Genomic DNA, 26635 nt, shown 5'->3' on the forward strand with positions numbered 1-26635 from the left:
TCCGCGGCGCAGACTGTCGATTTATCCGGCGATCGCCCCGATCCCGCCTTTTCTCGCGGAACGACCGCCGCCTGAAAGCTCTCACCTGTCGAAGCCCGCGTGCGACGCGCGGCGAAGGGAGAGCTCCATGTTTATGAGAATCGATCGGCTCCAGGCCGAGCTGCCGAAGCCCAAAAGGGCCGATCCGAACGCCGCCGCCGCTCTCCAGGAGCTTCTCGGCGGCAAGTTCGGCGAGATGTCGACGCTCAACAACTACATGTTCCAGAGCTTCAATTTTCGAAACAAGTCCAAGGCGAAGCCGTTCTACAGCCTCGTCGCCAGCATCACGGCCGAAGAACTTGGCCATGTCGAGCTGGTTTCGAACGGCATCTCGATGCTCGCGAACGGCCCGACGCCCGAGAAGGACCACGACCGGGACATCTCGAAGGCACCGTTCGAGGAGATGAAGGACATCCGCTCCGCGGCGTCCTTCCTTCACGCCGGCGGCGGCGCGATGCCTGCGGATTCGAACGGCCTGCCGTGGAACGGCACCTTCGTGTTCACGACCGGCAACCTGATCCTCGACCTGCTGCACAACTTCTTCCTCGAATGCGGCGCGCGGCTGCACAAGCTCCGGGTCTACGAGACGCTGTCCGACCCCACCGGCCGCGAGGTGTGCGGCTATCTGCTCGTCCGCGGCTCCGTGCATGCGCACTCCTACGCGCTGGCGCTGAAGAACCTGACCGGCGTCGAGATGGAGAAGATGCTCCCGACGCCGAACATCGATCTCTCCAAGATCCCGGAATCGCAGAAGTATCTCGACGAGGGCAGCCATCGGCGGCTCTACACCTGGGGCGAGGAGACCTATCGCGACATGGCTTCGATCTGGGGCCAGGGCGAGCATGCGCTTCCCGGCGATCCCCCTGGCGAGCTCGAGGTCGTGCACGGCGCGCCCGACGGCGCGCGGATCGACGAACTGCAGGGCGCGTCGGCCGCCTTCACCTCCGATTACGACCCCGCCGAGATCTTCGAGATGGCCGCCAAGCTTCAAAAGAAGATGTGACGCGACGGCGGCTTAGCCGAAGCGCAAGGCCGCCGAGGATGACGCGAGGGAGCTATGGCTCCCTCGCAAGCCGATCCGGGCCACGACGGCGTTCAGAGCGCCGACCCGCGCCGCGAGGCGTCGACGCACCACCGCTCGTCGCCGGGCGAACCGGAAATCACAGACCGCAGGAGAACAACGATGGCCACCACAGTCGGACATGAGAGCGACATCACGAAGCTCGTCCAGAACTTCTCTATCTCGAGCACGACGCGATCGCGGCCTACGACTCGACCATCGACAAGCTCGAGAGCGAGGCCCTCAGGGCGCAGGTCGCCTCCTTCCGCGACGACCATCTCACCCATGTCTCGACGCTGAAGACCATCGCGTCGGAGCTCGGGATCGAAGCGCCCCGCGAAGGCGACATGAAGCAGATGCTGACGACCGGGAAAGTGGCGCTCGCTGGCCTGATGGGCGACGGCGCGATCCTGAAAGCCATGAAGACCAACGAGGACGACACCGTCACCGCCTACGATCGCGCCCGCCAGCACGCTGACGCGCGTCCCGAGTCTGTGGCGTTCTTCGAAAAGGCGCTCGGCGACGAGCAACGGCATCGGACCTGGTTCGAGCAGACCGCAGCGGCGGCCTGAGCGCCGTCTCGATAGGTCCGCGCCGTCATTTCAACGGTGGGGGCGTTCGGTCCATCGACGCCGAGCAATGTCGAGAGGTGACCTGGAGCGCCTCCGCCATCCGGTCCGACACATCGGCGAGCGCGTCGAACCGGTCGTTCCGATCGTCAGGAAATATCGGGAATTCGCTTCGGCCGCCATTCGAGGCGCCGGCGTCGCTCCCGATAAACCGGAGACACCCATGAAAGCGCTGACATGGCATGGCAAGGGCGACGTCCGTTGCGACAGCGTGCCCGACCCGACCATCGTCGACGGCCGCGACGCCATCATCAAGGTGACGTCCTGCGCCATCTGCGGCTCGGACCTCCACCTCTATGACGGCGTGATGCCGTCGATGAAGCATGGCGACGTGCTCGGCCACGAGACCATGGGCGAGGTCGTCGAAGTCGGCTCGCAGAACAAGGCCCTCAAGGTCGGCGATCGCGTCGTCGTCCCCTTCACGATCTCCTGCGGCGAGTGCTTCTTCTGCAAACGCGGCTTTTTCTCGGGCTGCGAGCGGTCAAACCCAAACAGCGATATGGCCGCGAAGCTCTGGGGGTCCTCGCCCGCCGGTCTGTTCGGCTACTCGCATCTGCTGGGCGGCTACGCCGGCGGGCAGGCCGAGTATCTGCGCGTGCCCTTCGCCGACGTCGGTCCGATCAAGGTCCCGGACCACCTTACCGACGATCAGGTCTTGTTCCTGTCCGACATCTTCCCGACCGGCTACATGGCGGCGGACTTCTGCGACATCCGGGGCGGCGAGACGATCGCGATCTGGGGCTGCGGGCCGGTCGGCCAGATGGCGATCCGCTCGGCCTTCATCCTCGGCGCCGAACGCGTCATCGCGATCGACACCGTGCCCGAACGCCTCGCGCTCGCCGCAGCCGCCGGGGCCGAGACGCTCGACTTCAACAAGGTCGACATATTCGAGGCCATCATGGAGAAGACCCATGGCCGCGGCGCGGACGCGACGATCGACGCCGTGGGCACCGAACCCGAGACGACAGCGAGCGTCGACAGCGTCATCGACAGGGTCAAGGTCGCGCTGTTCATGGGAACGGACCGCCCCCACGTGCTGCGTCAGGCGATCCACTGCACGCGCAACTTCGGCGTCGTGTCGATCGTGGGCGTCTACGGCGGCCTGCTCGACAAGGTGCCGATGGGCTCAGCCATCAACCGCGGCCTGACGTTCCGCATGGCGCAGACGCCCGTGCAAAAGTATCTGCCGCTGCTGCTTGAGCGGATCGAGAAGGGCGAGATCGACCCGTCCTTCGTCATCACCCACCGCGCCGGCCTCGAGGCCGGACCTGACCTCTACAAGACGTTCCGCGACAAGCAGGACGGCTGCATCAAGGTGGTGCTCCGGCCATGATGACGATGGGGACCAAAGCTGCGGCGAGGCGCTCGCGGCCGACGTCCCGGCGGGACGCCGCGGCGAAACGGATCGCGGTCGTCTGGAGCCCAAAAGCTTGGCTGCGCGCGGGCCGCACGGGGTCGGCTGAAGATTACGAAGCGCTGAAGGAGGAGAGGACGATGAGCGGCGACGCGACCCTGTTGATGATGCCGGACGGCGACAGACCGGAGGCGGCGGACTTCGCGGCGGGCGACGCCTTCCGGACATTCGAGGCCGCCGTTCGAGCCGCGCACGAGCGTGTCTCCCCGAAAGATCCGTTCGCGCCCTGGATCAGATTCGGCGGGACGATCATGAGTCCGGAGGAAGTCATGGCCATCAATACGCCGCCGGCGCCGCTCAAGGTCGCGGAAGGCGCTGAGGTCAGCGACCGGCTCGACGACGATCTGGAGAACACGTTTCCGGCGAGCGATCCGCCGGCGCGCACGGAGCCCTAGAAACGGTCAGTCTCTCGCGCGGGAGCGTGATGCTGACGCCTTTATGGCGGTTTGACGCTCCCGCGATCCGGGGATTTGGCCCCGTGCCGCGCTGAGCCGGACGTTGGTGAACTCGGCCGCTCGTAAGCAGGGGTCGTCGCCTTCCAAGGGGACGCCCGCCGGCGTTTTCGCCTGAAACGTCCGCATCCGCGACGGGCGTTGGGACGCGTCGAAGCACAGGCTTCAGCCGTCGGCGCGGGCGGTGTTCGGCGCGGCGCCAGAAGCGATCACGACAAGAACTTCCGCCTGCTCGTCGCCGAGGCTCCGGATCTCGTGACGCTCCTCGCCGGAAAAATAGAGGCAGTCGCCCTGGCTCATCAGGATCTCTTCGCCGCCGAGCTTCACGGCGATCTTGCCTGAGACCACGAACAACATCTCCTCGCCGCCGTGGGCCCAGCGCGGACCGCCGATCGTCCCGGGCGACCGGGCGGGGCGCATGAGGAACGGCTCCATCATCTTGGCCGCCCGGCCGGTCGCGAGCGGCAGCAACCCGTAGCCCTTCTCGGGGGAGCTGTGGTCGCCCGCGCGCTGCAGCGTATAGCGGACGTTGGGGGCCGCGTTGAGGTCGAACAGCTGGGCGATGTTGACCTGCAGCGCGTTCGCGACGCGGAGCAACGCGGTGATCGACGGCGTCTTCAGCCCGCGCTCGACCAGCGAGAGATAGCCGCGGGTCAGCTCGCTCATGCCCGCGAGCCGGTCCAAGGTGAGGCCCCGCTCCTGGCGCAGAGCGCGGAGATTGGGCCCGAGCCGATCGCTGTTCGAGATATCCAGCACCGAAGTCCTCCGATCGCCGCTCCGTCGCACATTACGGCGGCCGGCGCATCATCCGTCTTGGCGGCGGACGCGCTGATCCGGCCACCCGTTTTATGGAGGAAATCATGTCGGAGCCGGGCTGACGATGCAATTAATTCAGGCGCCGATCAGGCGGAAGTGGACCGAGAAACGCTGAATTTGAACGCGCTCTGCGCAAGCCGAGGACACGGCGCCCAGCGGATGGGCGCTGGATAGGCATGCCCTGAAAATCAGCTTTTGATTTCCATCAGTAAACATGTTTCGATCCTCGGGCGGCCCGCGATGGCGGGCTGCGACACGCAGAGGACAGGCAGCATGGCCATATCACCCACCCGCCGCCGCGGGCCGGACGCCGAGAACGTCGGGAACAACACCCGGTTCATTTCGGACAACATGCGGTTCATTTCAGGCAAACATTGCGCCAAGGCGGGTGAATCCGGCCGCGGTCGCGTTCTCCTTCCCCTGAGGCTGGCGGCGTGATCCGGCGTATCGGGACCGGGCCCCGTCTGTCCGCCGCGACCGTCCATGGCGGCCTCGTCTACGTCTCCGGCCGGGTGCCGGACGATCTGAGCGTCGGCGTCGTCGATCAGACCCGACAGGTGCTGGCGAAGATCGACGCCATTCTGGCCGAGGCCGGCACGGACAAAAGCCGCATCCTGAGCGCGATGGTCTGGCTTCCCGCCATCGGCGACTTCGCCGCGTTCAACACGGTCTGGGACGCCTGGGTGGCGCCTGGCGCCGCGCCGGCGCGGGCCTGCGTCGAGAGCCGGCTGGCCGATCCGGCCATCAAGGTCGAAGTCGGCTGCATCGCGGCGCTGCCGACCGACTGAATTTTCGAAGCGTCACCCGCGCTCCGCGCGGCTCTGGCCTCCCGGCCTGATCGGCCGGGCGGCGCGCCGATCCCCTGCGCCTGGCGCGCGCCCGCACGAGCGGGGGCGAGGAGCGCGGGGGCCGGCCGATCGACAGCCTGCAATCGAACGACGTCTCCACATCCCAGCGGGGGGTAATGATGACAGTTGCAGCCGATATCTCTCAGGCGCCGGCGCTCGCCGCCGGCGAAAAGCTGCCGGACGCCGAACGGCGCAAGATCGTCTGGTCGAGCGTTATCGGCACCACCGTCGAGTGGTACGACTTCCTGATCTACGGGACGGCGGCGGCGCTCGTCTTCAACAAGCTGTTCTTCCCGAGCTTCGACCCGGTGGTCGGCACCATCGCGGCGTTTGGCTCCTACGCCGTCGGCTTCGTGGCGCGCCCGCTCGGCGGCGTGATCTTCGGCCATTTCGGCGACAAGCTCGGCCGCAAGGCGATGCTCTCGCTGACGCTGCTCATCATGGGCGTCGGCACCTTCCTGATCGGGTTGCTGCCGACCTACGAACAGATCGGCATCTGGGCGCCCATCCTGCTGGTGCTGCTGCGTCTGGTGCAGGGGCTCGGCATCGGCGGCGAATGGGGCGGCGCGGTGTTGATGGTCGTGGAGAGCGTGCCCGACCGGAAGCGCGGCTTCTACGGCGCGCTGGTGCAGCTCGGCTATCCGCTCGGCGTGATCACGTCGATCGGCGCGTTCCGGATGGCGGGCCTGATGTCGGACGAGGACTTCCTGTCCTGGGGCTGGCGCATCCCGTTCCTCGCCAGCGCCTTGCTGGTGGTCGTCGGCCTGTTCATCCGGCTTCGCCTGCACGAGTCTCCGGCCTTCCAGCGCGTGAAGGCGCAGAACGTCGTCGCGAAGATGCCCGTGATCGAAATCCTGACCCAGCACACCAGGACCTTCATCACGGCGGTCGGCCTCAAGGTCTCGGAGATCGCCTATGTCAGCATCGTCACGGTGTTCTCGATCTCCTACGTCACCTCCAAGCTTGGCCTGCCCCGCAGCGTCATCCTGAACGGCATCCTGATCGCGGCGATCATCGAGCTGTTCACCCTGCCGCTGTTCGGCATGCTGGCCGACCGCTACGGCCGGCGGACGATGTTCATCCTGGCCTGCGTCTTCTCGATCGGCTTCGCCTTCCCGATGTTCAGCCTCCTGAACACCGGCGACCCGACCATCATCACGATCACGGTGGCGATCGCGCTGAGCCTCGGCCAGGGCGTCATGTTCGCGATCGGGGCCGCATGGATGTCCGAACTGTTCGACGCGCGGCTGCGCTACACCGGAGCCTCGCTCGGCTTCCAGGTCGGCGCGGCGCTCAGCGGCGGCTTCACGCCGCTGATCGCGGCCGCGCTCCTCGCCTGGAGCGGAGCGACTTGGCCGATCTCGATCTATCTGATCGTGCTCGCGCTGATCACGCTCTCGGCCACGCTGATGGCGCCCGAAACGGCCGGCAAGAAGATCGATTGACGCCGGCCGGCGCATGAATGACGACGCGCGGCTCCCGGACTTCTCCGGGAGCCGTCCCCGTCCGGACCTTGAAGCGGCATGACTTCGCCGCGAGGAGACGACCATGAGAGACGACGACCAACGTCACGACGCCATCCCCGACGCCGGGGTCGACCGGCCCGCGCCTAAGATGATCGAGGCGTTCGAGCACGCCGCCGGATCGATCGCCCGCCATGTGACGGGCGGCGCCACGGGCTTCAAGGGCGCGCTGCTGCACATCCATGTGGCTCCCGCCGCGAGCTATGAGATGGAGGAGCTTCAGGAGGCGCATTGCGTCGCGGGCCGCGGGATCGTGGGCGACCGCTATTACGATGGAACCGGCACCTATTCGCCGAAGCCCGACACCCGCGAGGTGACCCTGATCGAGCAGGAGGCGCTCGACGCGCTGTCGCGCAACGACCCGCCGCTTCAGGGCGGCGCCATCGCGCTCGCCGCCGGCGACCACCGGCGGAACCTCACCGTGCGCGGCGTGCCGCTCAACCATCTCGTCGGCCGCCGCTTTCGGGTCGGCGAGGTGATCCTGCGCGGCGGGCGCCTCAACTTCCCCTGCAAATATCTCGAGGAACTTCTTGGGCTCCCGGTCTACCTGCCGCTCTACAACCGTTCGGGCCTGAACGCGGGGATCGAGCGTGGCGGCGTGATCCGCCCCGGCGACGCGATCGAGCTGCTGGACGACGCCTGATCCCATGACCGCACGCATCGTGATGAAGCTGAAGGTCAAGGCCGCGCGGCTTGCGACCCCAAGCGTCCTGCATCTGACGCTCGTCCATCCGACCCGGCCGGCGCTGCCGGCGTGGGAGCCGGGCGCGCATGTCGACCTCAGGCTGCCAGACGGCAAGATCCGGCAGTACTCGCTCTGCGGCGACCCGCAGGACCTCAGCGCCTACGAGATCGCCGTCAAGCGCGAGGACGCCGGACGCGGAGCATCGCTGTGGGCCCATCAGGCGCTGGTCGAAGGCGCGACCGCCCATGTCTCGGCGCCGCGCAACAATTTCCCGATCCGCGAGGCGACGCGCCATGTCTTCGTGCTTGGCGGCATCGGGGTGACGCCAGGACTTTCGATGGTCCGGAAACTGCGCGCCGAGGGGGCGCACGTCGCCGTCCATTTCTGCGCGCGCAGCGCGGCCGAAGCGCCCCTGCTCGCGGAACTGTCCGCGGCCTGCGGCGACCGGCTCGCGACCTGGTTCTCGAGCGAGGGACGGCGCTTCGATCCCGCCGCCGTCGGGCCCTACGCCGCCGGGTCGGTCCTCTACGTCTGCGGCCCGGGCCGTCTGCTGCAGGCCGTGCGGGACGCCGCCGGCGCGCTCGGCTGGCCGGATGAGTCCGTCCACGCGGAAGCCTTCCAGGCGACGCTCGACGAGAATTTCAAACCGGAGCCGTTCGAGGCGAAGCTCGCGTCGACGGGCGCGACCCTCCATGTGCCCGCCGACCGTTCGCTGCTCGACGTGCTGCGCGAGCATGGCGTCACCATGCCGTCGTCCTGCGAGCTCGGCGTGTGCGGCTCATGCGTGTGTGGCTACACGGAAGGCGTGGTCATCCACCGGGACGCCGCCATCTCGACCGCCGACCGGCAGGACAGGATCGCGCCCTGCGTCTCCCGCGCGCGGGTGTCCGTCACGCTCGACCTCTGACGCCGCTCCCCCTCACCCGGCCCTGCGGGCCGACCTCTCCCCACTGGGGAGAGGTGAAGGGAGCGCGTCCCACACCTCTTCGATGAGGCGCCACGCCGCCGCTGCGCCACCTCTCCCCGGAGTGATTTGGTTCGGGAACTCCCGAACCAAATCACTCCGGGGAGAGGTCGGATGACGAAGTCGTCCGGGTGAGGGGGCTGTGACGTCCTGGACGCCCGGCTCCGCCGGCAAGACGGGCGCGGATTGAATCACACGCCGCTGCGTTCCGCTTCGGGGCGCCATCGCGCGGCGCCCCGAAGCCCCTTCGCTGGATCAGGCCGCGACGTCGAAGCGGTCGAGGTTCATCACCTTGGTCCAGACGCCGACGAAGTCCTTCACGAACTTCTCCTTAGCGTCGGAGGCGGCGTAAACCTCGGCCAGGGCGCGCAGCACCGAGTTCGAGCCGAAGACGAGATCGGCGCGGCTCGCCGTTCCGGTCGTCTCGCCGGTCTTGCGGTTGGTCCCGACGAACGAGGTCTTGTCTTCGTCGGTCGCGGTCCACTTCGTGTCCATCGAGAGCAGGTTCACGAACACGTCGTTGGTGAGCTGGCCCGGCTTGTCGGTCAGAACGCCGCGGGTGTCGCCGCCGACGTTGATGTTGATCGCGCGCAGGCCGCCGAACAGCACCGTCAGTTCGGGCGCGGTCAGGGTCAGCAGCTGCGCCTTGTCGATCAGGGCCACCTCGGCGCGCTTGGTGTTGGACTTCTCATAGTTGCGGAAGCCATCGAGCTCGGGCTCCAGCCACTGGAAGCTGTCGACGTCCGTCTCCTCCTGCCGGGCGTCGGCGCGGCCGGGCGTGAACGGCACGGTCACCGAATGGCCCGCCGCCTTCGCGGCCTTCTCCACGCCCGCGTTGCCCGCGAGCACGATCAGGTCCGCGATCGAGACCTTCTTGCCGCCGCCGGCGTGGGCGTCGAAATCGGCCTTGATCCCTTCGAGCACGGACAGGACCTTCGCCAGCTGCTCGGGCTGGTTGACCTCCCAGTCCTTCTGGGGGCTGAGGCGGATGCGGGCGCCGTTCGCGCCGCCGCGCTTGTCGCCGCCGCGGAACGTCGAGGCCGAGGCCCAGGCGGTTCCGACCAGCTCGGAGACGGTGAGCCCGGACTCGAGGATTTTGGCCTTGAGGTTGGCGCCGTCCGCCTCGTCGATCAGCGGATGGTCGACGTCCGGGATCGGATCCTGCCAGATCAGCACTTCCTTCGGGACTTCGGGCCCGAGGTAGCGCGAACGCGGGCCGAGGTCGCGGTGGGTCAGCTTGAACCAGGCGCGCGCGAAGGCGTCCGCGAAGGCCTGCGGGTCCTCGAGGAAGCGGCGCGAGATCTTCTCGTAGATCGGGTCGACGCGCAGCGAGATGTCCGTGACCAGCATCGTCGGCTTGATCTTCCGCGACGGGTCGTGCGCCATCGGGATGATCTCGGGGGCGTCCTTCGCCTCGTACTGGATCGCGCCGGCCGGGCTGCGGGTCTGGACCCACTCGAACTTGAACAGGTTCTCGAAGTAGAAGTTCGACCACTGGGCCGGGGTCTGGGTCCACGTGACCTCAAGGCCGGAGCCGATCTGGTCGCCGCCGTGGCCCGCGCCGTAGCTCGACGTCCAGCCGAGGCCCTGGTCCTCGATGTCGGCGGCCTCCGGGTCCGGACCCTTGTAGCTTTCGGCCGCCGCGCCGTGGGTCTTGCCGAAGGTGTGGCCGCCGGCGATCAGCGCGACGGTCTCCTCGTCGTCCATCGCCATGCGCCCAAAGGTCTCGCGGATGAACTCCGCGGCCGAAAGCGGGTCGCCGTTGCCGTCAGGCCCCTGCGGATTGACGTAGATCAGGCCCATCTCGGTCGCGCCGAGGCCCTTCTCGAACTTGTCGAGGGTGCGGTGGGTGAGCCACTCGGTCTCGTTGCCCCAATTGACGTCGCGATCCGGCTCCCAGGTGTCGGCGCGGCCGCCGGCGAAGCCGAAGGTGCGGAAGCCCATGCTCTCGAGCGCCACGTTGCCGGTGAGGATCAGCAGGTCGGCCCAGGAGATCGACTGGCCGTACTTCTGCTTGATCGGCCACAGCAGGCGACGCGACTTGTCGATGTTGACGTTGTCCGGCCAGGCGTTGAGCGGGGCGAAGCGCTGCTGGCCGCGGCCGCCGCCGCCGCGGCCGTCCGCGAGGCGGTAGGTGCCGGCCGCGTGCCACGACATGCGCACGAACTGCGGGCCGTAATGGCCGAAGTCGGCCGGCCACCAGTCCTGGCTGTCGGTCATCAGCTTGCGGAGGTCGTTCTTCAGCGCGTGGTAGTCGAGCTTCTTGAACGCCTCGCGGTAATCGAACGCGGGATCAAGCGGATCGGACTTGGAGGAGTGCTGGTTCAGCAGGTCGACGGGCAGCGTGTTCGGCCACCAGTCGGTGTTCTGCCTCGGGCCGCCGTGAGCGACCGGGCATTTTCCCGTGGTGTCCTCGGTCTTCGCGTCCATGGTCTTCTCCGGTTCTGGCTGGGCGCGCCGCAGTGCGCCGATCGGCGGGCGACCCGCTCCGCCATCCGGCGGGGGCTGGTCGCTCGTCCTTGTCCCGCGAGCCTTTTAGCAGGGCCGTTTCATTATATTAATTCCGATTTCCTGATTGTGACGATAAGCTGAACTTATGACGAACCTGACGTTCAAGCAGTTCCGCTATTTCGAGGCGCTGGCGCGGCACGGTCATTTCGGACGCGCGGCCGAAGCCTGCGCGATCTCGCAGCCGGCTTTGTCGATGCAGATCAAGGCGCTGGAGGAGGAGCTCGGCGCGGCGCTGTTCGAGCGGGACCGGCGCCAGATCCGCCTGACGAGCTTCGGCGAGGAGATCGCCCGCCGCGCGCGCGAGATCATGCGCTCGCTCGACGAGCTGGAGGGCTACGCCCGCGCCTCCCGCGGCGGCTTGGTCGGCCGGCTGCGGATCGGCGTCATACCGACCATCGCCCCCTACCTGCTGCCGGGTCTGATCGCGGAGCTCACCCGGCTCTACGAAGGCCTCGACCTGCACGTGCGCGAGACGCTGACGCCGCGTCTCGTCCAGGAGCTGAACGAGGGACGGCTCGACATGGCGATCGTCGCCCTGCCGGTGTCGGAGCCGTCGCTGGTCGAGGCATCGCTGTTCACCGAGGATTTCGTCCTGGTCCGTCCCCGCAGGGACGAGGGAAAGCCGGTGCCGAACCGCGAGGCGCTCAAGGAGATGAGGCTGCTGCTGCTCGAGGAAGGGCACTGCTTCCGCGATCAGGCGCTGTCGTTCTGCAACAGGAGCCCGCATGCGGCGCAGCCGCGCGACCTGCTGGACGCGAGCTCGCTGTCGACGCTCGTGCAGATGGTGGAGGCGGGGCTCGGCGTGACGCTGGTTCCCGAGATGGCGGTTGCGGTCGAGACTCGCTCGGCGTCGGTCTCGGTGGCGCGCTTCCGGACGCCGCCGCCCTCCCGCACCATCGGCATGGTCTGGCGCCGGACGAGCCCCCTCGCCCAGCAGCTGCTCCAGATCGCGGACGTGGTGCGCGCCTCCGCAGCCGCGCTGCGCCCGTCCGGCGCGGCGGCCTGATCTTACGCCCGGCTAAGCGGAAGCAGCTCGCGCCCGACGTCGTCGAGGCCGCGCGCGGCCAGCGCCGCGACGAGCTCCGGCGCGAGCGGACGGTCGGAGGTGAACAGCGCCGTCGCGCCGCTCGGGGCCGCGTCCGGGAACGGCCCGACGAGCGCGGCCACCCGGCGCGCGATCGCAGGCGCGGGGTCGATCCACGCCACCGGCCACGGCGCGACGCGCGCGAGCCGATGCGCGAGCAACGGGAAATGCGTGCAGGCCAGCGCCACCACGTCGGTGCGCCGCCCGCCCGCCTCCACGAAGCAGGGCGCGATCTCGGCCGCGAGCGTGGCGTCGTCCACCGGCTCGCCGCGAAGCTCCGCCTCGGCGAAGCCGGCGAGCCGCGGCGCGCCGACGAGCGTCACCGCCACGTCGCCCGCGAAGGCCTCGATCATCGCCTTGGTGTGCTCGCGGCGGACGGTTCCGGGCGTGGCGAGGATCGTCACGAGGCCGGACCGGCTGGCGGCGACCGCGGGCTTCACCGCCGGCACCGTGCCGACGAATGGCGTCCGGAACCGGGCGCGCAGGCTCGGCAGCGCGATCGTGGACGCCGTGTTGCAGGCGACGACGACGAGATCGGGCGCCGCGCGCGCGATCAGGCGCTCCATCACCGCGACGACGCGCTCGGCGAGCCGCACATCGTCCAGCGCGCCATAGGGAAACGCGGCGTCGTCCGCAGCGTAGACGTAAGCCGCGCCCGGCAGCGCGGCGCGCAGCGCGGCGAGCACCGTCAGGCCGCCGAGCCCCGAATCGAACGCCAGAATTTTCGGAGCCCGGCCGAGCGGCGCCAACGTCGCGCTCGACAATCCCGCAAACAGATCCACGCCCATCCCGCGCCGCGACCGTTCAATGCCACTCGCCCGATTGAAGCGCCGGGATAGTTACCGAATCGTGGCGAAGCCCGGTCGAAGCCGCGCTTTGTCGCGGGCCGCGCCGCGGCGGCGACGGCGTGAGGTCAGCCGAACCGCCCGCGCCAGCCGGGCTGCGCGCCCGGAAACGGCAGCGGCGTCGCCTCGTAGACCCCGCGGGCGACCGCGCGGGCGAGCGTCATCGCGGCGACATGGCCGATCGTCGCGAGCGCCGCGACGCGGTCCCCACCGAGCCCGACCCGCTCGGTCGAGGCCGCGAACACCACGTCGCCGTCGAGCGGCGTGTGCACCGGAACCAGCGCGCGGGCGAGCCCGTCCTGCGCCATCACCGCGAGGGTCCGCACCTCGGTCTTCGTCAGAACGGCGTCCGTCGCCACGAAGGCCAGCGTGGTGTGCGCGCCGGCCTGCGGTTTCGCGGGCGGAAACCACGCTTCCGGCGGCGTGATCCGCGGGAGCCCAAGCCCGCCGAACTCCGCCCCGATCTCGAACGGCGCCGCCCAGAATTCGGGCGCGTCGCCGACGGTCGCCGATCCCAGCGCGTTGACCGCCACGAGCGCGCCCACGGTCACGCCGAGATCGCCGATGACGCTCGACGCGGTTCCGACGCCGCCCTTCAGCGTCGCTGTCCGCGCGCCGAGGCCGGCGCCGACGGAGCCGAGCGCGAAGCGGGTCTCGGCCGCCTCCGTCGCGGCGAAGCCGAGCTCGCGATAAGGAGGGTAGCGGCCCCAGGCCTTGTCGCCGCCGTTCAGCAGGTCGAACAGGATCGCGGCCGGCACGATCGGCGCGCGCGCCGCGCCCACTTGAAAGCCGCGGCCGGCTTCGGCGAGCGCCGCCGTCACGCCGGACGCCGCGTCGAGGCCGAACACCGAGCCGCCCGAAAGGCACAGCGCGTCGATGCGCTGGACCGTGCGCTCGGGCGCCAGCAGCTCGGTCTCGCGCACGCCCGGGCCGCCGCCGCGGACGTCGACGGAGGCGATCGCAGGCTGGTCGAACAGCACGACCGTGACGCCGGAGGCGAGCGCCGCGTCGTCGGCGTGTCCGACGCGCAGGCCGGCCACGTCGGTGACCGCGTTGAGGGGACCTGGGATCAGCGCAGACGTCATGCCGCGAAGCCTAGCACGCCGTCAGGCGGCGTCCTCCGGCGGCGTGTGCCAGCGCACGCGGTAGAAGATGTGGAGGCCGATCGCGTCGAGCTTGACCATGTCGCGGATCCAGCGCGGACGGACATAGGTCGCGTGGTAATGCGTCGCGTCGCCGACCTCGGGCAGCCAGGCGCCGCCCTGCGTCACGTCGCGGGCGACGCGCTCGGCGATCTCCCAGGCGCGGGCGTTGTTCACGCGGTCCGGGATGCGGTCGCAGGCGAAGGAGAACTGGCACGCGTTGCGCCGGTGCTTGTTCTGGTAGACGACGCCGCAGATCGTGTCGGGATAGTAGCCCGATCGCACCCGGTTCATGACGACCTGCGCCACCGCGTACTGGCCGGTGACCGGCTCGCCGCGCGCCTCGAAATAGATCGCCTCGGCGAGGCACTGCTCGGCGCGGGGGAGTTGATCCTCGGGGATGAACAGCCGGCGCGACAGCCGGGTCTCGATGCGGCCGGCGCCCTCGATGTCGCCGCGCAGCGCCGTCGTCGCGCCGCCCGGCGCGGCGTCGGTCGCGGGCGTGAAGGCGACCTGCGTGACCGCGCCGGTCGCGGGCGTGGCTCCGGCCTGGTGCGGCGCCACCGGAAGCGCCGCGACGGCGAGCGGGGTCTCCGCGGTGGGCGTGGTCGTGACCGGCATGCGGCCGCCGGCGAGGTAAAGCACGGACGGGGTCGAGCCGTCGTGGTTGGCGCCGGACTCGCGCGGCGTCATGGCGAGGCGGGTGACGGCCGCCTCTTCGGACGCGGCCGCGTCGGCGTAGGCGCTGTCGGCGAGCGCCCCCTCCTGCGGCGCGGCCTCGGCCGCCTTCGAAGGCGCCTTGGCCGGCTCCGGCGACGGAAGATCGAAGGCGAGCGCGCCGTCGGACGGAACGGTGCGCGCCACGTCGCCCATCTGCGGCAGCGTCGCGAGCGCGCCGCGCCGGTCGGGCCGCATCAGGTCGCCGAGCGCCGGCAGGGTGGCGAGCGCGTCCGGCGCCGCGCGGCGCGGCGCGGCGTCGAGTTGGAACGGCTTCACGGCATGGATCGGCTGCAGGTCGCCCTTGGTCGTCCGGTCGACGAACGGGTCGAGCGCCGCGGGGTCAGGAGCCGGGTCCGCCCGCTCCATCAGCACGAGATTGTCGCCGGCGCCGCGCGCGCTCAGCGCGAAGCCCGGACCGTGGCCGGCGCCGAACAGGTCCGCCGCCTCGAGCGACACGACGTCGAGGCCGCCGAGCGGCTCGACCACGAGGAAGGCGCCCTCGCCCCGGCTGCGGCCGTCGCGGCCATCGCGGCCGTCGATCAGGCTGAGCGCGTCCTGGCGCGCGATCGAGGTGGTCGCGAACACGAGCGCGGTCCCGGCGAGCGCGAGGCGCAGCAGCGAGGGGCGCAGGCGCAGGCGGCGGGACGGGCGGCGCACGGAACCGGAGCGCTTCGTCTGTCCCGCTCGCACCATCGACGCCACCCTGAACGCGCCAGCCGGAGCGGCGCGCGAACGGCCGTCCCGGCGTGGTCAGATCCACACACAGGTATGGTTGTCGCGTTTTAACCTTGAGGAGCGGTTAACGCGGGCCCGCGAGCCGGGCGGACAGCTCGGCGGCAGCCTTCGCCTCGCGCATGGCGGGGCCGCCGGAGAGCCCGGCCAGGATGGGCCCTGCGGCCGCGAGGCCGGCGGTTCCGAACCGTCCCTTCAGCGCCGCCTTCAGACGCGCCTCGCTCTGCGCCGCGCGGCGCTGCGCCCGCCGGTCGCCCTCGCGCAGGAAGGCCGCGTGCTCCTCGATCAGGGCCACGAGGCTGTCGAGCCCCTCGCCGGTCTCGGATGACACCAGGGTCACCGGCGCTCGCCAGGCGTCCCGGCCGGGGCTCGCGAGCGTTAGCGCGGATTCGAGGTCGTCGCGCGCCCGGAACGCCGGCGCGCCGAGATCGGCCTTGGTCACGGCGACCACGTCCGGCAGCTCCATGACGCCGGCCTTGATGAACTGCAGCGCGTCGCCGGACGCCGGCTGCACCGCGAGCAGGATCGTGTCGGCGACCAACGCCACGTCGGCCTCGGACTGGCCGACGCCGACGGTCTCGACGATGACCCGGTCGAACAGGGCGCGCAGCAGCAGCACGCCGCCGAAGGCGAGGTCCGACAGGCCGCCGAGCCGGTCGCGCGCCGCGAGCGAGCGCACGAACACGTCGCGGTCGTCCGGATCGGTCGGGATGCGGGCGCGGTCGCCGAGCAACGCGCCGCCGGAGCGCATCGACGACGGATCGACCGCGATCACCCCGACGCTCATGCCGCGGCCGCGGAACGCCCGCACCAGCGCGCCGGTCAGGGTCGACTTGCCGACGCCGGGCGGGCCGGTGAGCCCGAGCACGTCGCCCTTCGGTTCGGCTTCCGCCGCGTCGAGCAGCGCCGCCGCCTCCTCCGTGCCCGCGGAACGTTCGAGCCGCGCCAGAGCGCGGGCGAGGCCGGCCTTGCCGGAGGTCCTGAGCGAGGCGAGATCGGGGAAGGAAGGCGTGCTCACGAGGACCGGGACACCTGCGGGAAGGATGAAGCTCGGCCTCCGTCTCGCACGATTTCCGCCGCGACGCGACGCGCCTTAAGTCACGTCTCCCGCCACCCGTAACGTGGCGGCGGCGCGCCGCGTAACCTACATCGACACGAACCCGCGGAAGCCCGAAAGGCCCCCCATGCTCGACGAAACCTACGAGGTCACCCGCACGGACGCGGAGTGGCGCGCGCTGCTCAGCCCGGAGCAGTACCAGGTCATGCGCCGGCACGGCACCGAGCGCCCCGGCTCCTGCGCGCTCTTACGCGAGAAGCGCGCCGGCGTGTTCGAATGCGCCGGCTGCGGGCAGCCGCTGTTCCGCTCGGGCGACAAGTTCGAGAGCGGCACCGGCTGGCCGAGCTTCGACGCGCCGCTCGAGGGCGCGTTGGGCGAGACCGTCGACCGCGCCTACGGCATGGTGCGCACCGAGGTGCACTGCGCGCGCTGCGGCAGCCACATGGGCCACGTGTTCCCGGACGGCCCGCCGCCGACCGGCCTCCGCTACTGCATCAACGGCGTGGCGCTGAACTTCCAGCCGGAGTGACCGCGGCCGGCTCGGGGCCGACATAGCTCACCCGGTAGATCGCGCCGTTGTGGTCGTCGGAGACCAGCAGCGAGCCGTCCTTCATGACGTGGATGTCGACGGGGCGCCCGACATACTCGTTGTCCTGCACGAAGCCGGTCAGGAACGGCTCCACGCTGATCACCCGGCCGCGGGCGTCGCGCAGCGCCACGGCGACGTCCGCGTCCTTGCGGGTGCGGTTCCACGGCCCGTGCCGGGCGACGAAGATCGCGTGCGCATAGGCCGGCGGGAACATCCGCCCCTGGTAGAACCGCATGCCGAGCGGCGCCATGTGCGGCCCGAGCAGCGCCGCCGGACGGCTGAACTCGTCGCAGGAGCGGCCCCAGCCGAGCTCGGGGTCGGTCATGATCCCGGAGTGGCAGTAGGGGAAGCCGAAGTGCTGGCCCGGCTTCGTGACGTGGTTCAGCTCGTCGGAGGGCATGTCCTCCGACAGCCAGTCGCGCTGGTTGTCCGTGAACCAGAGATCGCCCGTCACGGGGTCGAAGTCGAAGCCGACGCTGGTGCGCACGCCGTCCGCGACCGTCTCGACGCCGGAGCCGTCGAGGTTCATGCGGATGATCCGGCCCTGCTCCGGGCCGGGGGCGCAGGCGTTGCAGGGCGCGTTGACCGAGACGTAGAGCTTGCCGTCCGGCCCGACCCGCAGCGACTTCCAGCTGTGCTGGCCGCCGGGAGGAAAGCGGTCGTAAATCACCGTCGGCGGTCCGGGGTCGTCGAGGCGATCCTCGATGCGGTCGAAGCGCAGGATCCGCTGCGGCGTCGCCACATAGAGCGCGCCGTCGTGGAACTCGATCCCGTTCGGCAGCGGCGTGTCGTCGAGCGCCACCTTGAGCTCGCGGCCGCCGCCCGGCTTCGGCGCCAGCGCGTAGACCCGGTTCGCCACGAACAGGCTCGACACGAAGATCGTGCCGCGGTCGCCCTCGCGGATCATGCGCGCGTCCAGCACGTCGCTCGCGAAGGTCTCCACCTTGAAGCCGGGCGGGGCGCGCAGCCGCGGCGTCGGAAGCTCCTCGGCCGGCGTCGGGGCGGGAAAGGCCGCGACCGGCGCCATCCGACGCGCGGCCTCGCTTCCGGGACGCCCGATCGACCAGAAGTCCTCGGTCGCCGTCGCGGCGAGCGCCGTCCCGCCGATCAGGGCGGCGGCGATCGCAGCGAAGAGCGCTCTCGGAAAGACACGTGGCATGGACCGACCCCGGCGCCTCGACCGCGTCGGCGCGCGAAACGTGCGCTGAAGCTAAGGCCGACCCTGCGCGTCGCCAAGCCGCCGAAGGTCGAGCGACGCGCGGAACCCGGGAACGCCGGCCGCCGTCGTTCGTTGACGTACGACGTCGCCGACGCGTCGCCGCCTGCCCGAAAGGACGCTGCATGAATCCGACACTCGCGCGCGCCGTCCCCGCGCCCAGCCCGGCGCTCGCGCTGTTCGCCTCGGTCCGCGCGCACAGCGCCCATCTCGCCGCCCCGCTCGGCGACGCCGACGCGACGGTGCAGTCGATGCCCGACGCGAGCCCCGCGAAATGGCACCTCGCGCACACGACCTGGTTCTTCGAGGCGATGGTGCTGGAGCGTTTCGCGCCCGGCTACGCGCCCTATTCGCCGAGCTTCAGCTACCTCTTCAACTCCTATTACGAGACCCTCGGCCCGCGCCAGCCGCGACCGCGGCGCGGCATGATCACCCGCCCGTCGCTCGACGAGATCATGGCCTATCGCGCCCATGTGGACGCCGCGATCGAGCGCCTGCTGGCCGCGGGCGCGTCCCCGGAGGCGGAGGAGATGGTGGAGCTCGGCTGCCACCACGAACAGCAGCACCAGGAGCTCTTGCTCACCGACATCCTGCATCTCTTCGCCCAGAACCCGCTTCATCCGGCCTATCGCGAGCCGGCGCCGGCCGCGGTCGGCCATGAGGCGCCGGAGGCCGCCTGGATCGGCTTCGAGGGCGGGATCGTCGAGATCGGCCATGACGGCGCCGGCTTCGGCTACGACTGCGAGGGTCCGCGCCACCGGACGCTGATCGAACCGTTCCGGCTCTCCGACCGGCTCGTCACCAACGCCGAGTGGCTCGCCTTCGTCGAGGCCGGCGGCTACCGCGACCCGCTGCTCTGGCTGTCTGAGGGCTGGGCGCAGGTCAACGCCGAAGGCTGGGCGCACCCGCTCTACTGGCTGGAGCGCGACGGCCTCTGGTGGAGCATGACGCTGAACGGCCTGCAGCCGCTCGATCCGGCGGCGCCGGTCGCCCATGTCAGCTATTTCGAGGCCGACGCCTTCGCGGCATGGGCGGGCGCGCGCCTCCCCACCGAGGCGGAATGGGAGCACGCGGCGACCAGCCTCGGCGCGCTGCCGCCCCAGACGCCCGACGCGCGGCTGCGGCCGAAGCCGGCGGAGGACGCGCCCGGCCTCAAGCAGATGTTTGGCGAGGTCTGGCAATGGACCCGCAGTCCGTTCACGCCCTACCCGCGCTTCGCCAAGGCCGAGGGCGCCGTCGGCGAATACAACGGCAAGTTCATGTGCGGCCAGTTCGTGCTGCGCGGCTCCTCGCTCGCCACCCCGCCCGGCCACGCCCGGGCGAGCTATCGCAACTTCTTCCAGCCCGACAAGCGGTGGCAGTTCTCCGGACTGCGCCTCGCCGAGGACGCCTGATGCTCGACAGACCGAACCCCGCCGCCGCCCAGCGCGAGGCCTTCCGCGCCGACGTGATCGAGGGCCTGTCCCGCCCGACCAGGACGCTGCCGAGCCGCTGGCTCTACGACGACCGCGGCTCCGAGCTGTTCGAGGCGATCACGCGGCTGCCGGAATACTATCCGACCCGGACCGAGACCAGCATCCTGATGGAGCAGGCTGAGGCGATGGCCGCCTTCTGCGGGCCGCGCGTCACCCTGATCGAATACGGCGCCGGCGCGAGCCTGAAGACCGAGATCCTTATCGCGGCCCTCGCCGAGCCCGCGGTCTACGCGCCGGTCGACATCGCCGGCGACTTCCTGCTCGCCGCGGCCGCCCGCGTCGAAAGCCGGTTCCCCTGGCTCGAGATCCGCCCGGTGGTCGCCGATTTCACCGCCGACTTCGAGCTGCCGCGCGGGCTGCCGGCGCTGAACCGGCGGGTCGGCTTCTTTCCCGGCTCCACCATCGGCAACCTCACGCCGCACGAGGCGGTCGCCTTCCTCGACCGCATGCGCGGCCATGTGGACGGAACGGACGCCGGCGAGGCCGGCCGCGCCATCGTCGGCGTCGACCTCGTGAAGGACCTCGAGACCCTTCTTGCGGCCTATGACGACGCGGCCGGCGTGACGGCCGCCTTCAACCTCAACCTGCTCGCCCGCGTGGTCCGCGAGCTCGGCGCCGAGGCGGACCTCGACGGCTTCGCGCATGAGGCGCGCTGGAACGCGGCCGAAAGCGCGGTCGAGATGCATCTCGTCGCGACATCGGCGCAGGAGATCCGGCTCGACGGCGAGATCTTCCGCTTCCGCGCCGGCGAGACCATCCACACCGAAAGCTCGCGCAAGCACACGGTCGAGGGCTTCGGGCGCCTCGCCGCCGCCGCCGGCTGGGACCTCGGCGAGGTCTGGACCGACGCCGACGAGGCCTTCGCCGTCGCCGGGCTCGTCTGAGCTCCTTCTCCGGCCGCCCCCATCCGACTTCGGGAGGGGGTGGCTGATCCGCACGCGGCGTGGCAAACGTAAGCGGCTTATAAGAAGGAGCGGCCGCGCGACGCACGCGGCGCCCGACGAGGAGAGGGTTGTTTCATGTCCGCCACGCGTATCGTCCGCCCGTTCGCAGCCCTGGCGCTGCTCGCTTGCGCCGCGAGCGCCGCGCTGGCGCAGGGCGCGCCCTCGGCGGAAGGGCCGCAGCGCGCCGCCAACCCGGAGCAGTCCGCCGAGATCGACGCCAAATACGTCGCCGCCTGCAGCGCCAAGGTCCCGAAAGAGCTCTGCGGCTGCGTCGTCGGCGTCGCCAACGTCCACATCAACGACATCGCCGAGCGGCAGGTGTTCTACGACTACATGATGGGCGAGGTGGACAAGGCGAAGGCCCAGCGCGCGATGTTCTCGCCGGAGAAGTCCCGCACCTTCAACGTCGCGCTGCAAAAGGCCGACAGCCTGCTAGGCCAGGAATGCGACAAGTTCAAGCCCAAGGACGCCGCTCCGCCGAAGTAGTCTTTTCCGCTTCGCCGCCCAGCCTCGTCTGCTCCGACGTCGTCCTCCCGGCGCCGCCTTTCCGCCGTCATCCTCCGGCTTGACCGGAGGATCCATCTCCGGCGCGGACGCGCCGGCTTTGGATGGATGGCCGGGTCAAGCCCGGCCATGACGGTTGAGGTTGTGATGCGCGCCGGGCCGTCCTCTCCCGTCATGACCGCCCTTACGGGCGCGCACGCCTTCCTTCGATCCGCCGCCCACGCTCGACGCCACCCTCAAGTCGTGGATACCCGACGCGAAGGCGCGGGCATGATTGCGAGCGCGTCTCCGGCGTCATGGAGCCTCTGGCGGCCTCTGCATGGGCGCGGCCCGGTCACAGTGCAGGGCGGGTCGCTGACGCCCGGCGCGAACCTCCGTCCGAGGGTTTTGAACCTCCCCCAGAGCGGCGTCGCGCGCCGCGCGTCCCGTCCGACGTCCCGGGGGCCCGGCTTCCGGTAGAGCCGAACCCGCAGGCGCCGCCCCTGTCGCCGCATGGCCGGCCGGTCCGGACACGCCCTCCGTAATGGGGCAGGATGGTTTCATCCGTCTCATAGGACAAAAACAATATCAAGGATAATATTCCGATATCAAAATTTTTTCCCCTTCAACCCACGACGTCATCTCCGTCGCGCCACGTGACCGCGCACGAATACCTACGATCTCGGCGGAGAGCCCGACGATCTCGAGAAGTCGTTGATCCGCGAAGCTATAGGGAATAAGGATGTCAGCTGTGCAGCTGAGTGCGCACGGGAGCCTGAACTCGCTCATCGTGGCTCAAGTGTCCACGCCATCGCCGCTTCATATAGGTAATGGCCTAATGTCAAAGCCTTGCGTATAGGATTTAAGTCGGATTAGATCCTTAATAAGAACTGCTTGGTACCGTTCCGAGACGATAATAGCGCCAACTCCGGCAAACTGACCCGTCAAGGACAGCCTATGGCTTCCACGGCTCCTTATGATGCCCGTGCGGTGGCAAATTTTCTCCTCGACCTCGCGGACAGCCGAGGCGTGGCCTTGACTCAGGTGACTCTTCTAAAATTAATCTACTTCGCACATGGCTGGTACCTGGCTGCTCACGGAAAGCCTTTGGTGTCTCATGATTTTGAGGCTTGGCAATACGGCCCCGTATTGAAAGTTATTCGGGACGCTTTCAAACAATTTGGACCATCACCTATTACGTCTCGTGCAAATAAATTAGTTCTCCAGACGGGGGAGTATATCCGAGTAAAATCGGATTTGCTGAACACCGACGCATCGTTTGTTACAGCAATCTTTGAAGAGTATGCGAATTTTACACCGTGGCAGCTTTCCGAGATGACCCATGAGCCTGGGTCGCCTTGGCATCGCATCTGGCACACTCAAGAAGCTGTGGGCAGAATTGCATTGCGCATACGAAACGACGACATCCTCGCGCACTTCGCTAGTATTGGGCATCGAATGCCTATATCTTGAAGTGCCCAGACTGGGAGTGCCCTATGTCAAGTCTGCTCCTTCTAAACGTGCTGGACGTTGCCCGCTCATTTGGAGAGACGCCTTCAAAGGCGGTCGCTCGAGAAATTGCGAATTGGCTAATTGAAGCTTACGCTAAGAAGGGCGGCGGTGGATTTAATTATAACCCTGCTATAAACACACTTTTTGATTTATTTCGGGGTGCTATCGATCGAGATGCTGCCGTTCTTCATTGCATGACTCGCGGAAACCCAAAAGGTCGAAGTCAGAACGTTCAGGCGATTAAAACAGTGGCACCTTACGCGGCCGAAAACATATCAACCTGTTATCGCATCGATTTTTCTGCAGTCGCTCTCGGTCGCGTGAAAGATCAGACTGTCTATGCGGCGATTAAGGCACCGATGGTCCGAGTCGTTCATGACGAAGCCTTCGTTGTTCTTCCAGGTTTTCGCATGTCATATAGGCCAAATCAAGCGCAGATAGATCTTGCTTGCTCTATCGCTCTCGCTAATTTGGCGCGGGATGATTTTGCTGGTGCCGATTTTGAGTATTTGTCAGCCGGACCCGGCGTGTCAGGCCAACGCGAATTTCAAGCGGTTCGAGGTCGCGACCGAACAGTCTATGATCGAGATCAACTGGACTTAATGATGCATGAGTATGTGCGGGGAGTTGCGATAGCGCTTGAGGAAGGTATCGAAAGACGAGCGCCTAATTTAAGGGGCTACCGTATAATCGATCCTAGAGAGCCTGATTTGTTTGCCTGATTGCTCCGGCGACGCCACACTGGTGAACTGTAGCGGTGGCCGGGCCACATAGCGTTCCGAAAGGGCGGCGCGCGACGACTTTCGCGTCGCATTCCGCTCAGAGGCGCTCTTCGACCACCAAGGTGTCCACGATCGGGCCGTCGGGGTAGGCGCGTTCGTCACCTGTTCTCCCCTCGCAATGACGGGAGAGACGTTCCATATTGCCCCCATGCCAAAGCCCACGCGCCGTCCCTCCCCCGGCTTTTCGGAGCAGCCTCAGGCCGACTTCGACGCCGGGACGCCTGTCGACCTCGCGGACGTCTCCGGCGACGCCGCGCTTTTGCGCGCGCTCGGGCGCGGGGCGGAGGCGGCGGACGCGGCGCGGCGGGCGGTCGCCGACGACGCGACGGCGAAGGCCGCGAGCGCGGGGCCGCAGGCCGAGGCCGTGCCCGGAGGGACCGTGGCGGCGAAGGCGCGCGCCAAGGCCGCTCCCGAAAAGGGCAAGCGCAAGCAGGCGCGGGGCTCTGCTCCCGCCGCCATCCCCGATCCGCAGAAGGCGCCGCGCGGCTTCGGCGCCGTGCCCGAGACCGACCTCGCCGCGCTGCCGGCGGATTTCGATCCGTCCAAGAGCGTGTCGGCGACGGTCGCGGCGCTGGAGGACCTGATCCAGAACGGCCGGCCCGAGCTGAAGGGCAAGCCGTGGGCGCCGCATCGCCCGCCCCGGCCGGAGAAGCTGGAGAGCGGCCAGACCTTCAAGCTGACCAGCCCTTACGAGCCCAAGGGCGACCAGCCCACCGCGATCGCCGAGCTTGTTGACGGCATCCGCCGGCAGGAGCGCGACCAGGTGCTGCTGGGCGTCACGGGGAGCGGCAAGACCTTCACGATGGCGCAGGTCATCCAGCACACCCAGCGGCCGGCGCTGATCCTCGCGCCCAACAAGACGCTGGCGGCGCAGCTCTACGGCGAGTTCAAGTCGTTCTTCCCCGAGAACGCGGTCGAGTACTTCGTCTCCTATTACGACTACTACCAGCCCGAGGCCTATGTGCCGCGGTCGGACACCTATATCGAGAAGGAGAGCTCGATCAATGAGCAGATCGACCGCATGCGGCACTCCGCGACGCGGTCGCTGCTGGAGCGCGACGACGTCATCATCGTCGCCTCGGTCTCCTGCATCTACGGCATCGGCTCGGTCGAGACCTACACCTCGATGACCTTCACGCTGCGGGTGGGCGAGCAGATCGCGCAGCGCCAGCTGATGGCCGATCTGGTGGCGCTGCAATACAAGCGCGCCGACGTGAACTTCACCCGCGGCACGTTCCGGGTGCGGGGCGACACGATCGAGGTGTTCCCGGCGCATTACGAGGACCGGGCCTGGCGCATCGGCCTGTTCGGCGACGAGATCGAGAGCATCCAGGAGTTCGACCCGCTGACGGGCGCGAAGATCCAGGAGATGGCGGCGGTCAAGGTCTACGCCAACTCGCACTACGTGACGCCGCGGCCGACGCTGAACCAGGCGATCAAGGGCATCAAGGAGGAGCTGAAGGGCCGGCTGGTCGAGCTCACCAAGATGGGCCGGCTGCTGGAGGCCCAGCGGCTGGAGCAGCGCTGCACCTTCGACATCGAGATGATGGAGGCGACGGGAAGCTGCGCCGGCATCGAGAACTATTCGCGCTGGCTGACCGGCCGCAAGCCCGGCGAGCCGCCGCCCACGCTGTTCGAATACCTGCCCGACAACGCGCTGGTGTTCACCGACGAGAGCCACGTCACCATTCCGCAGATCGGCGGCATGTACCGCGGCGACTTCCGGCGGAAGGCGACGCTCGCCGAATACGGCTTCCGGCTGCCCTCCTGCATGGACAACCGGCCCATGCGGTTCGAGGAGTGGGACGCCATGCGCCCGCAGACGGTGCATGTCTCCGCCACCCCCGGCGGCTGGGAGCTGGAGCAGACCGGCGGCGTGTTTTCCGAGCAGGTGATCCGGCCGACGGGCCTCGTCGATCCGATGATCGACGTGCGGCCCGCGCGTAGCCAAGTCGACGACCTGCTGGGCGAGGTGAAGGAGGTGGCGGCCAAGGGCTACCGCTCGCTCATCACCGTGCTGACCAAGCGCATGGCCGAGGACCTGACCGAGTATCTGCACGAGCACGGCGTCCGGGTGCGCTACATGCATTCCGACATCGACACGCTGGAGCGGATCGAGATCATCCGCGACCTGCGCCTCGGCGCCTTCGACGCGCTGGTCGGCATCAACCTGCTGCGCGAAGGCCTCGACATTCCGGAATGCGCGCTGGTCGCGATCCTCGACGCCGACAAGGAAGGCTTCCTGCGCTCGGAAACCTCGCTGATCCAGACCATCGGCCGCGCCGCCCGCAACGTCGACGGCAAGGTCGTGCTCTACGCCGACCACGAGACCGGCTCGATGAAGCGCGCCATGGCGGAGACCGCGCGCCGGCGCGAGAAGCAGCTCGCCTACAACGAGGCGAACGGCATCACCCCGGAGACGATCAAGCGCGACATCTCCGACGTCATGAGCTCGATGTACGAGCGCGACCGGGTCACCGTCGACAAGGGCTTCTCCGAGGACGCGCCGAAGGCCGGCCACAACATGAAGGCGACGCTCGCCGACCTCGAGGCGCGCATGCGCAAGGCCGCCGGCGACCTGGAGTTCGAGACCGCCGCCCGGCTGCGCGACGAGATCAAGCGGCTGCAGGCGACCGAGCTGCTGCTCGCCGACGACCCGCTGGCGCGCCAGTCCGAGATCGACCGCCAGACCGGCGGCTACGCCGGCGAGCGCAAGTACGGCCGTTCGGGCAACGAGCCGCCCAAAGCTTCGGCGAGCACGTCCCGCGTGGCCAAGCCCTCGCTCGACGACATGGGCCCCGGCACCGACCGCGCCACGCCGCTGCTCCACGGCGACGCGCCCCGGCCGCAGAAGCCCGACATGATGACGACGAACTTCAGGGCCGGCGGCCGCCGGAGCGGCCCGAAGCGGCGCTGAGCCGACGGGGCGTCCGGTTTGGCGACCGCCTCCGTATCCGCAGGCGACGCCGGCGTCATCGAGGACGGTCCCGGATCGGCCTTCGGCCGTCCGGAACGACGGAGCGGCGCTTCTCGCCCCGCATGCATCGCCCTGGTCCGGCGATAGAGCTCGCGGCTCGGGCCACCCTCCACCGTCGTCCTCCGACTTGACCGGA

At 68.9% G+C, this 26635-nt stretch carries 25 protein-coding genes; 16 read left to right on the plus strand and 9 right to left on the minus strand.

Going from position 1 to position 26635, the window contains the following annotated elements; genetic code table 11:
• Positions 1 to 127: 127 nt before the first annotated feature.
• The gene (locus PKE78_RS08925; RefSeq protein WP_271200518.1) at positions 128 to 1042 is read left to right on the plus strand and encodes a manganese catalase family protein; all 915 of its coding nucleotides are present in this window, start codon (positions 128 to 130) and stop codon (positions 1040 to 1042) included.
• A gap of 92 nt (positions 1043 to 1134) precedes the next feature.
• Here the strand turns inward: PKE78_RS08925 and PKE78_RS18500 are convergent, their stop codons facing one another.
• Positions 1135 to 1386, minus strand: a complete 252-nt coding sequence (locus PKE78_RS18500) for a hypothetical protein (protein WP_309299100.1) — start codon at positions 1384 to 1386, stop codon at positions 1135 to 1137.
• Here PKE78_RS18500 and PKE78_RS08930 point away from each other — a divergent pair.
• The 3 genes from PKE78_RS08930 to PKE78_RS08940 all read left to right on the plus strand — a co-directional run bounded on the left by PKE78_RS08930 (position 1318) and on the right by PKE78_RS08940 (position 3537).
• Complete coding sequence (locus PKE78_RS08930) at positions 1318 to 1671, plus strand: ferritin-like domain-containing protein (protein WP_309299102.1); 354 nt, start codon at positions 1318 to 1320, stop codon at positions 1669 to 1671. The two genes, PKE78_RS18500 and PKE78_RS08930, sit on opposite strands and share 69 nt — an antisense overlap.
• Positions 1672 to 1891: 220 nt before the next feature.
• Positions 1892 to 3061, plus strand: a complete 1170-nt coding sequence (locus PKE78_RS08935; RefSeq protein WP_271200519.1) for a zinc-dependent alcohol dehydrogenase — start codon at positions 1892 to 1894, stop codon at positions 3059 to 3061.
• Between the two features lie 161 nt (positions 3062 to 3222).
• Positions 3223 to 3537 (plus strand): hypothetical protein, encoded by a 315-nt coding sequence (locus PKE78_RS08940; protein WP_271200520.1) that lies wholly within the window; start codon positions 3223 to 3225, stop codon positions 3535 to 3537.
• Positions 3538 to 3759: 222 nt separating this feature from the next.
• Here the strand turns inward: PKE78_RS08940 and PKE78_RS08945 are convergent, their stop codons facing one another.
• Together PKE78_RS08945 and PKE78_RS08950 are read right to left on the minus strand one after the other, a co-directional pair.
• Positions 3760 to 4350, minus strand: coding sequence for a helix-turn-helix domain-containing protein (locus tag PKE78_RS08945; RefSeq protein WP_271200522.1), 591 nt, complete (start codon positions 4348 to 4350; stop codon positions 3760 to 3762).
• Between the two features lie 248 nt (positions 4351 to 4598).
• Entirely contained in the window at positions 4599 to 4772 is a 174-nt protein-coding gene (locus PKE78_RS08950; RefSeq protein WP_271200523.1) for a hypothetical protein, read from the minus strand.
• Positions 4773 to 4844: 72 nt separating this feature from the next.
• Here PKE78_RS08950 and PKE78_RS08955 point away from each other — a divergent pair, with 72 nt between their 5' ends.
• The 4 genes from PKE78_RS08955 to PKE78_RS08970 all read left to right on the plus strand — a co-directional run bounded on the left by PKE78_RS08955 (position 4845) and on the right by PKE78_RS08970 (position 8373).
• A complete protein-coding gene (locus PKE78_RS08955) occupies positions 4845 to 5198 on the plus strand; it encodes a RidA family protein (RefSeq protein WP_271200524.1) in 354 nt (117 codons plus the stop codon).
• A gap of 179 nt (positions 5199 to 5377) precedes the next feature.
• The gene (locus PKE78_RS08960) at positions 5378 to 6703 is read left to right on the plus strand and encodes an MFS transporter (RefSeq protein WP_428981260.1); all 1326 of its coding nucleotides are present in this window, start codon (positions 5378 to 5380) and stop codon (positions 6701 to 6703) included.
• 103 nt (positions 6704 to 6806) lie between these two features.
• The gene (locus PKE78_RS08965) at positions 6807 to 7424 is read left to right on the plus strand and encodes an MOSC domain-containing protein (protein WP_428981247.1); all 618 of its coding nucleotides are present in this window, start codon (positions 6807 to 6809) and stop codon (positions 7422 to 7424) included.
• 4 nt (positions 7425 to 7428) lie between these two features.
• On the plus strand, positions 7429 to 8373 hold the full coding sequence (locus PKE78_RS08970; RefSeq protein ID WP_271200526.1) for a PDR/VanB family oxidoreductase: 945 nt from the start codon (positions 7429 to 7431) through the stop codon (positions 8371 to 8373).
• A 312-nt stretch (positions 8374 to 8685) separates the two neighbouring features.
• On the opposite strand, the gene katG is transcribed toward PKE78_RS08970, so the two are convergent.
• Positions 8686 to 10860 carry a catalase/peroxidase HPI gene (katG, locus tag PKE78_RS08975; RefSeq protein WP_271200527.1) on the minus strand — a complete coding sequence of 725 codons (2175 nt, stop codon included), beginning with the start codon at positions 10858 to 10860 and terminating at the stop codon, positions 8686 to 8688.
• A 166-nt stretch (positions 10861 to 11026) separates the two neighbouring features.
• On the opposite strand from katG, the gene PKE78_RS08980 reads away from it, so the two are divergent.
• Positions 11027 to 11947, plus strand: a complete 921-nt coding sequence (locus PKE78_RS08980; protein ID WP_271200528.1) for a hydrogen peroxide-inducible genes activator — start codon at positions 11027 to 11029, stop codon at positions 11945 to 11947.
• A gap of 2 nt (positions 11948 to 11949) precedes the next feature.
• Here PKE78_RS08980 and murI read toward each other — a convergent pair whose 3' ends face one another.
• The 4 genes from murI to PKE78_RS09000 all read right to left on the minus strand — a co-directional run bounded on the left by murI (position 11950) and on the right by PKE78_RS09000 (position 16482).
• The gene (murI, locus tag PKE78_RS08985) at positions 11950 to 12813 is read right to left on the minus strand and encodes a glutamate racemase (protein ID WP_271200529.1); all 864 of its coding nucleotides are present in this window, start codon (positions 12811 to 12813) and stop codon (positions 11950 to 11952) included.
• A gap of 125 nt (positions 12814 to 12938) precedes the next feature.
• Positions 12939 to 13955: a P1 family peptidase gene (locus PKE78_RS08990; RefSeq protein WP_271200530.1), complete on the minus strand. Its 1017-nt coding sequence runs from the start codon at positions 13953 to 13955 to the stop codon at positions 12939 to 12941.
• 21 nt (positions 13956 to 13976) lie between these two features.
• Positions 13977 to 15389, minus strand: a complete 1413-nt coding sequence (locus PKE78_RS08995; RefSeq protein WP_271200531.1) for a cell wall hydrolase — start codon at positions 15387 to 15389, stop codon at positions 13977 to 13979.
• Positions 15390 to 15531: 142 nt separating this feature from the next.
• On the minus strand, positions 15532 to 16482 hold the full coding sequence (locus PKE78_RS09000; protein ID WP_271200532.1) for an ArgK/MeaB family GTPase: 951 nt from the start codon (positions 16480 to 16482) through the stop codon (positions 15532 to 15534).
• A 166-nt stretch (positions 16483 to 16648) separates the two neighbouring features.
• Between PKE78_RS09000 and msrB the strand changes: the two genes are divergently transcribed.
• On the plus strand, positions 16649 to 17050 hold the full coding sequence (gene msrB, locus PKE78_RS09005; protein ID WP_271200533.1) for a peptide-methionine (R)-S-oxide reductase MsrB: 402 nt from the start codon (positions 16649 to 16651) through the stop codon (positions 17048 to 17050).
• On the opposite strand, the gene PKE78_RS09010 is transcribed toward msrB, so the two are convergent.
• Positions 17016 to 18269, minus strand: a complete 1254-nt coding sequence (locus tag PKE78_RS09010; protein WP_271200534.1) for a PQQ-dependent sugar dehydrogenase — start codon at positions 18267 to 18269, stop codon at positions 17016 to 17018. The genes msrB and PKE78_RS09010 overlap by 35 nt on opposite strands.
• Before the next feature lie 182 nt (positions 18270 to 18451).
• On the opposite strand from PKE78_RS09010, the gene egtB reads away from it, so the two are divergent.
• The 6 genes from egtB to uvrB all read left to right on the plus strand — a co-directional run bounded on the left by egtB (position 18452) and on the right by uvrB (position 26439).
• Positions 18452 to 19720, plus strand: coding sequence for an ergothioneine biosynthesis protein EgtB (gene egtB / locus PKE78_RS09015; RefSeq protein WP_271200535.1), 1269 nt, complete (start codon positions 18452 to 18454; stop codon positions 19718 to 19720).
• A complete protein-coding gene (egtD, locus tag PKE78_RS09020) occupies positions 19720 to 20685 on the plus strand; it encodes an L-histidine N(alpha)-methyltransferase (protein WP_271200536.1) in 966 nt (321 codons plus the stop codon). Before egtB ends, egtD begins: the two co-directional genes overlap by 1 nt.
• Positions 20686 to 20820: 135 nt before the next feature.
• Positions 20821 to 21231, plus strand: coding sequence for a hypothetical protein (locus PKE78_RS09025; RefSeq protein ID WP_271200537.1), 411 nt, complete (start codon positions 20821 to 20823; stop codon positions 21229 to 21231).
• A 954-nt stretch (positions 21232 to 22185) separates the two neighbouring features.
• Entirely contained in the window at positions 22186 to 22701 is a 516-nt protein-coding gene (locus PKE78_RS09030; protein WP_271200538.1) for a Panacea domain-containing protein, read from the plus strand.
• A 23-nt stretch (positions 22702 to 22724) separates the two neighbouring features.
• A complete protein-coding gene (locus tag PKE78_RS09035; protein WP_271200539.1) occupies positions 22725 to 23462 on the plus strand; it encodes a hypothetical protein in 738 nt (245 codons plus the stop codon).
• A 208-nt stretch (positions 23463 to 23670) separates the two neighbouring features.
• Entirely contained in the window at positions 23671 to 26439 is a 2769-nt protein-coding gene (uvrB, locus tag PKE78_RS09040; protein WP_271200540.1) for an excinuclease ABC subunit UvrB, read from the plus strand.
• The last annotated feature ends 196 nt before the right edge of the window (positions 26440 to 26635 follow it).

It is taken from the genome of Methylopila turkensis, assembly GCF_027922325.1.
In the GTDB taxonomy this organism is placed as follows: domain Bacteria; phylum Pseudomonadota; class Alphaproteobacteria; order Rhizobiales; family Methylopilaceae; genus Methylopila; species Methylopila turkensis.

Bases quoted from the DNA above. Each gene is read 5' to 3' on its own strand.
- PKE78_RS08925 (WP_271200518.1), top strand. From the start codon at position 128: ATGTTTATGAGAATCGATCGGCTCCAGGCCGAGCTGCCGAAGCCCAAA.
- PKE78_RS18500 (WP_309299100.1), bottom strand. From the start codon at position 1,386: ATGGGTGAGATGGTCGTCGCGGAAGGAGGCGACCTGCGCCCTGAGGGC.
- PKE78_RS08935 (WP_271200519.1), top strand. From the start codon at position 1,892: ATGAAAGCGCTGACATGGCATGGCAAGGGCGACGTCCGTTGCGACAGC.
- PKE78_RS08940 (WP_271200520.1), top strand. From the start codon at position 3,223: ATGAGCGGCGACGCGACCCTGTTGATGATGCCGGACGGCGACAGACCG.
- PKE78_RS08950 (WP_271200523.1), bottom strand. From the start codon at position 4,772: ATGAACCGCATGTTGTCCGAAATGAACCGGGTGTTGTTCCCGACGTTC.
- PKE78_RS08960 (WP_428981260.1), top strand. From the start codon at position 5,378: ATGACAGTTGCAGCCGATATCTCTCAGGCGCCGGCGCTCGCCGCCGGC.
- PKE78_RS08965 (WP_428981247.1), top strand. From the start codon at position 6,807: ATGAGAGACGACGACCAACGTCACGACGCCATCCCCGACGCCGGGGTC.
- PKE78_RS08970 (WP_271200526.1), top strand. From the start codon at position 7,429: ATGACCGCACGCATCGTGATGAAGCTGAAGGTCAAGGCCGCGCGGCTT.
- katG (WP_271200527.1), bottom strand. From the start codon at position 10,860: ATGGACGCGAAGACCGAGGACACCACGGGAAAATGCCCGGTCGCTCAC.
- PKE78_RS08980 (WP_271200528.1), top strand. From the start codon at position 11,027: ATGACGAACCTGACGTTCAAGCAGTTCCGCTATTTCGAGGCGCTGGCG.
- murI (WP_271200529.1), bottom strand. From the start codon at position 12,813: ATGGGCGTGGATCTGTTTGCGGGATTGTCGAGCGCGACGTTGGCGCCG.
- PKE78_RS08990 (WP_271200530.1), bottom strand. From the start codon at position 13,955: ATGACGTCTGCGCTGATCCCAGGTCCCCTCAACGCGGTCACCGACGTG.
- msrB (WP_271200533.1), top strand. From the start codon at position 16,649: ATGCTCGACGAAACCTACGAGGTCACCCGCACGGACGCGGAGTGGCGC.
- PKE78_RS09010 (WP_271200534.1), bottom strand. From the start codon at position 18,269: ATGCCACGTGTCTTTCCGAGAGCGCTCTTCGCTGCGATCGCCGCCGCC.
- egtB (WP_271200535.1), top strand. From the start codon at position 18,452: ATGAATCCGACACTCGCGCGCGCCGTCCCCGCGCCCAGCCCGGCGCTC.
- egtD (WP_271200536.1), top strand. From the start codon at position 19,720: ATGCTCGACAGACCGAACCCCGCCGCCGCCCAGCGCGAGGCCTTCCGC.
- PKE78_RS09025 (WP_271200537.1), top strand. From the start codon at position 20,821: ATGTCCGCCACGCGTATCGTCCGCCCGTTCGCAGCCCTGGCGCTGCTC.
- PKE78_RS09030 (WP_271200538.1), top strand. From the start codon at position 22,186: ATGGCTTCCACGGCTCCTTATGATGCCCGTGCGGTGGCAAATTTTCTC.
- PKE78_RS09035 (WP_271200539.1), top strand. From the start codon at position 22,725: ATGTCAAGTCTGCTCCTTCTAAACGTGCTGGACGTTGCCCGCTCATTT.
- uvrB (WP_271200540.1), top strand. From the start codon at position 23,671: ATGCCAAAGCCCACGCGCCGTCCCTCCCCCGGCTTTTCGGAGCAGCCT.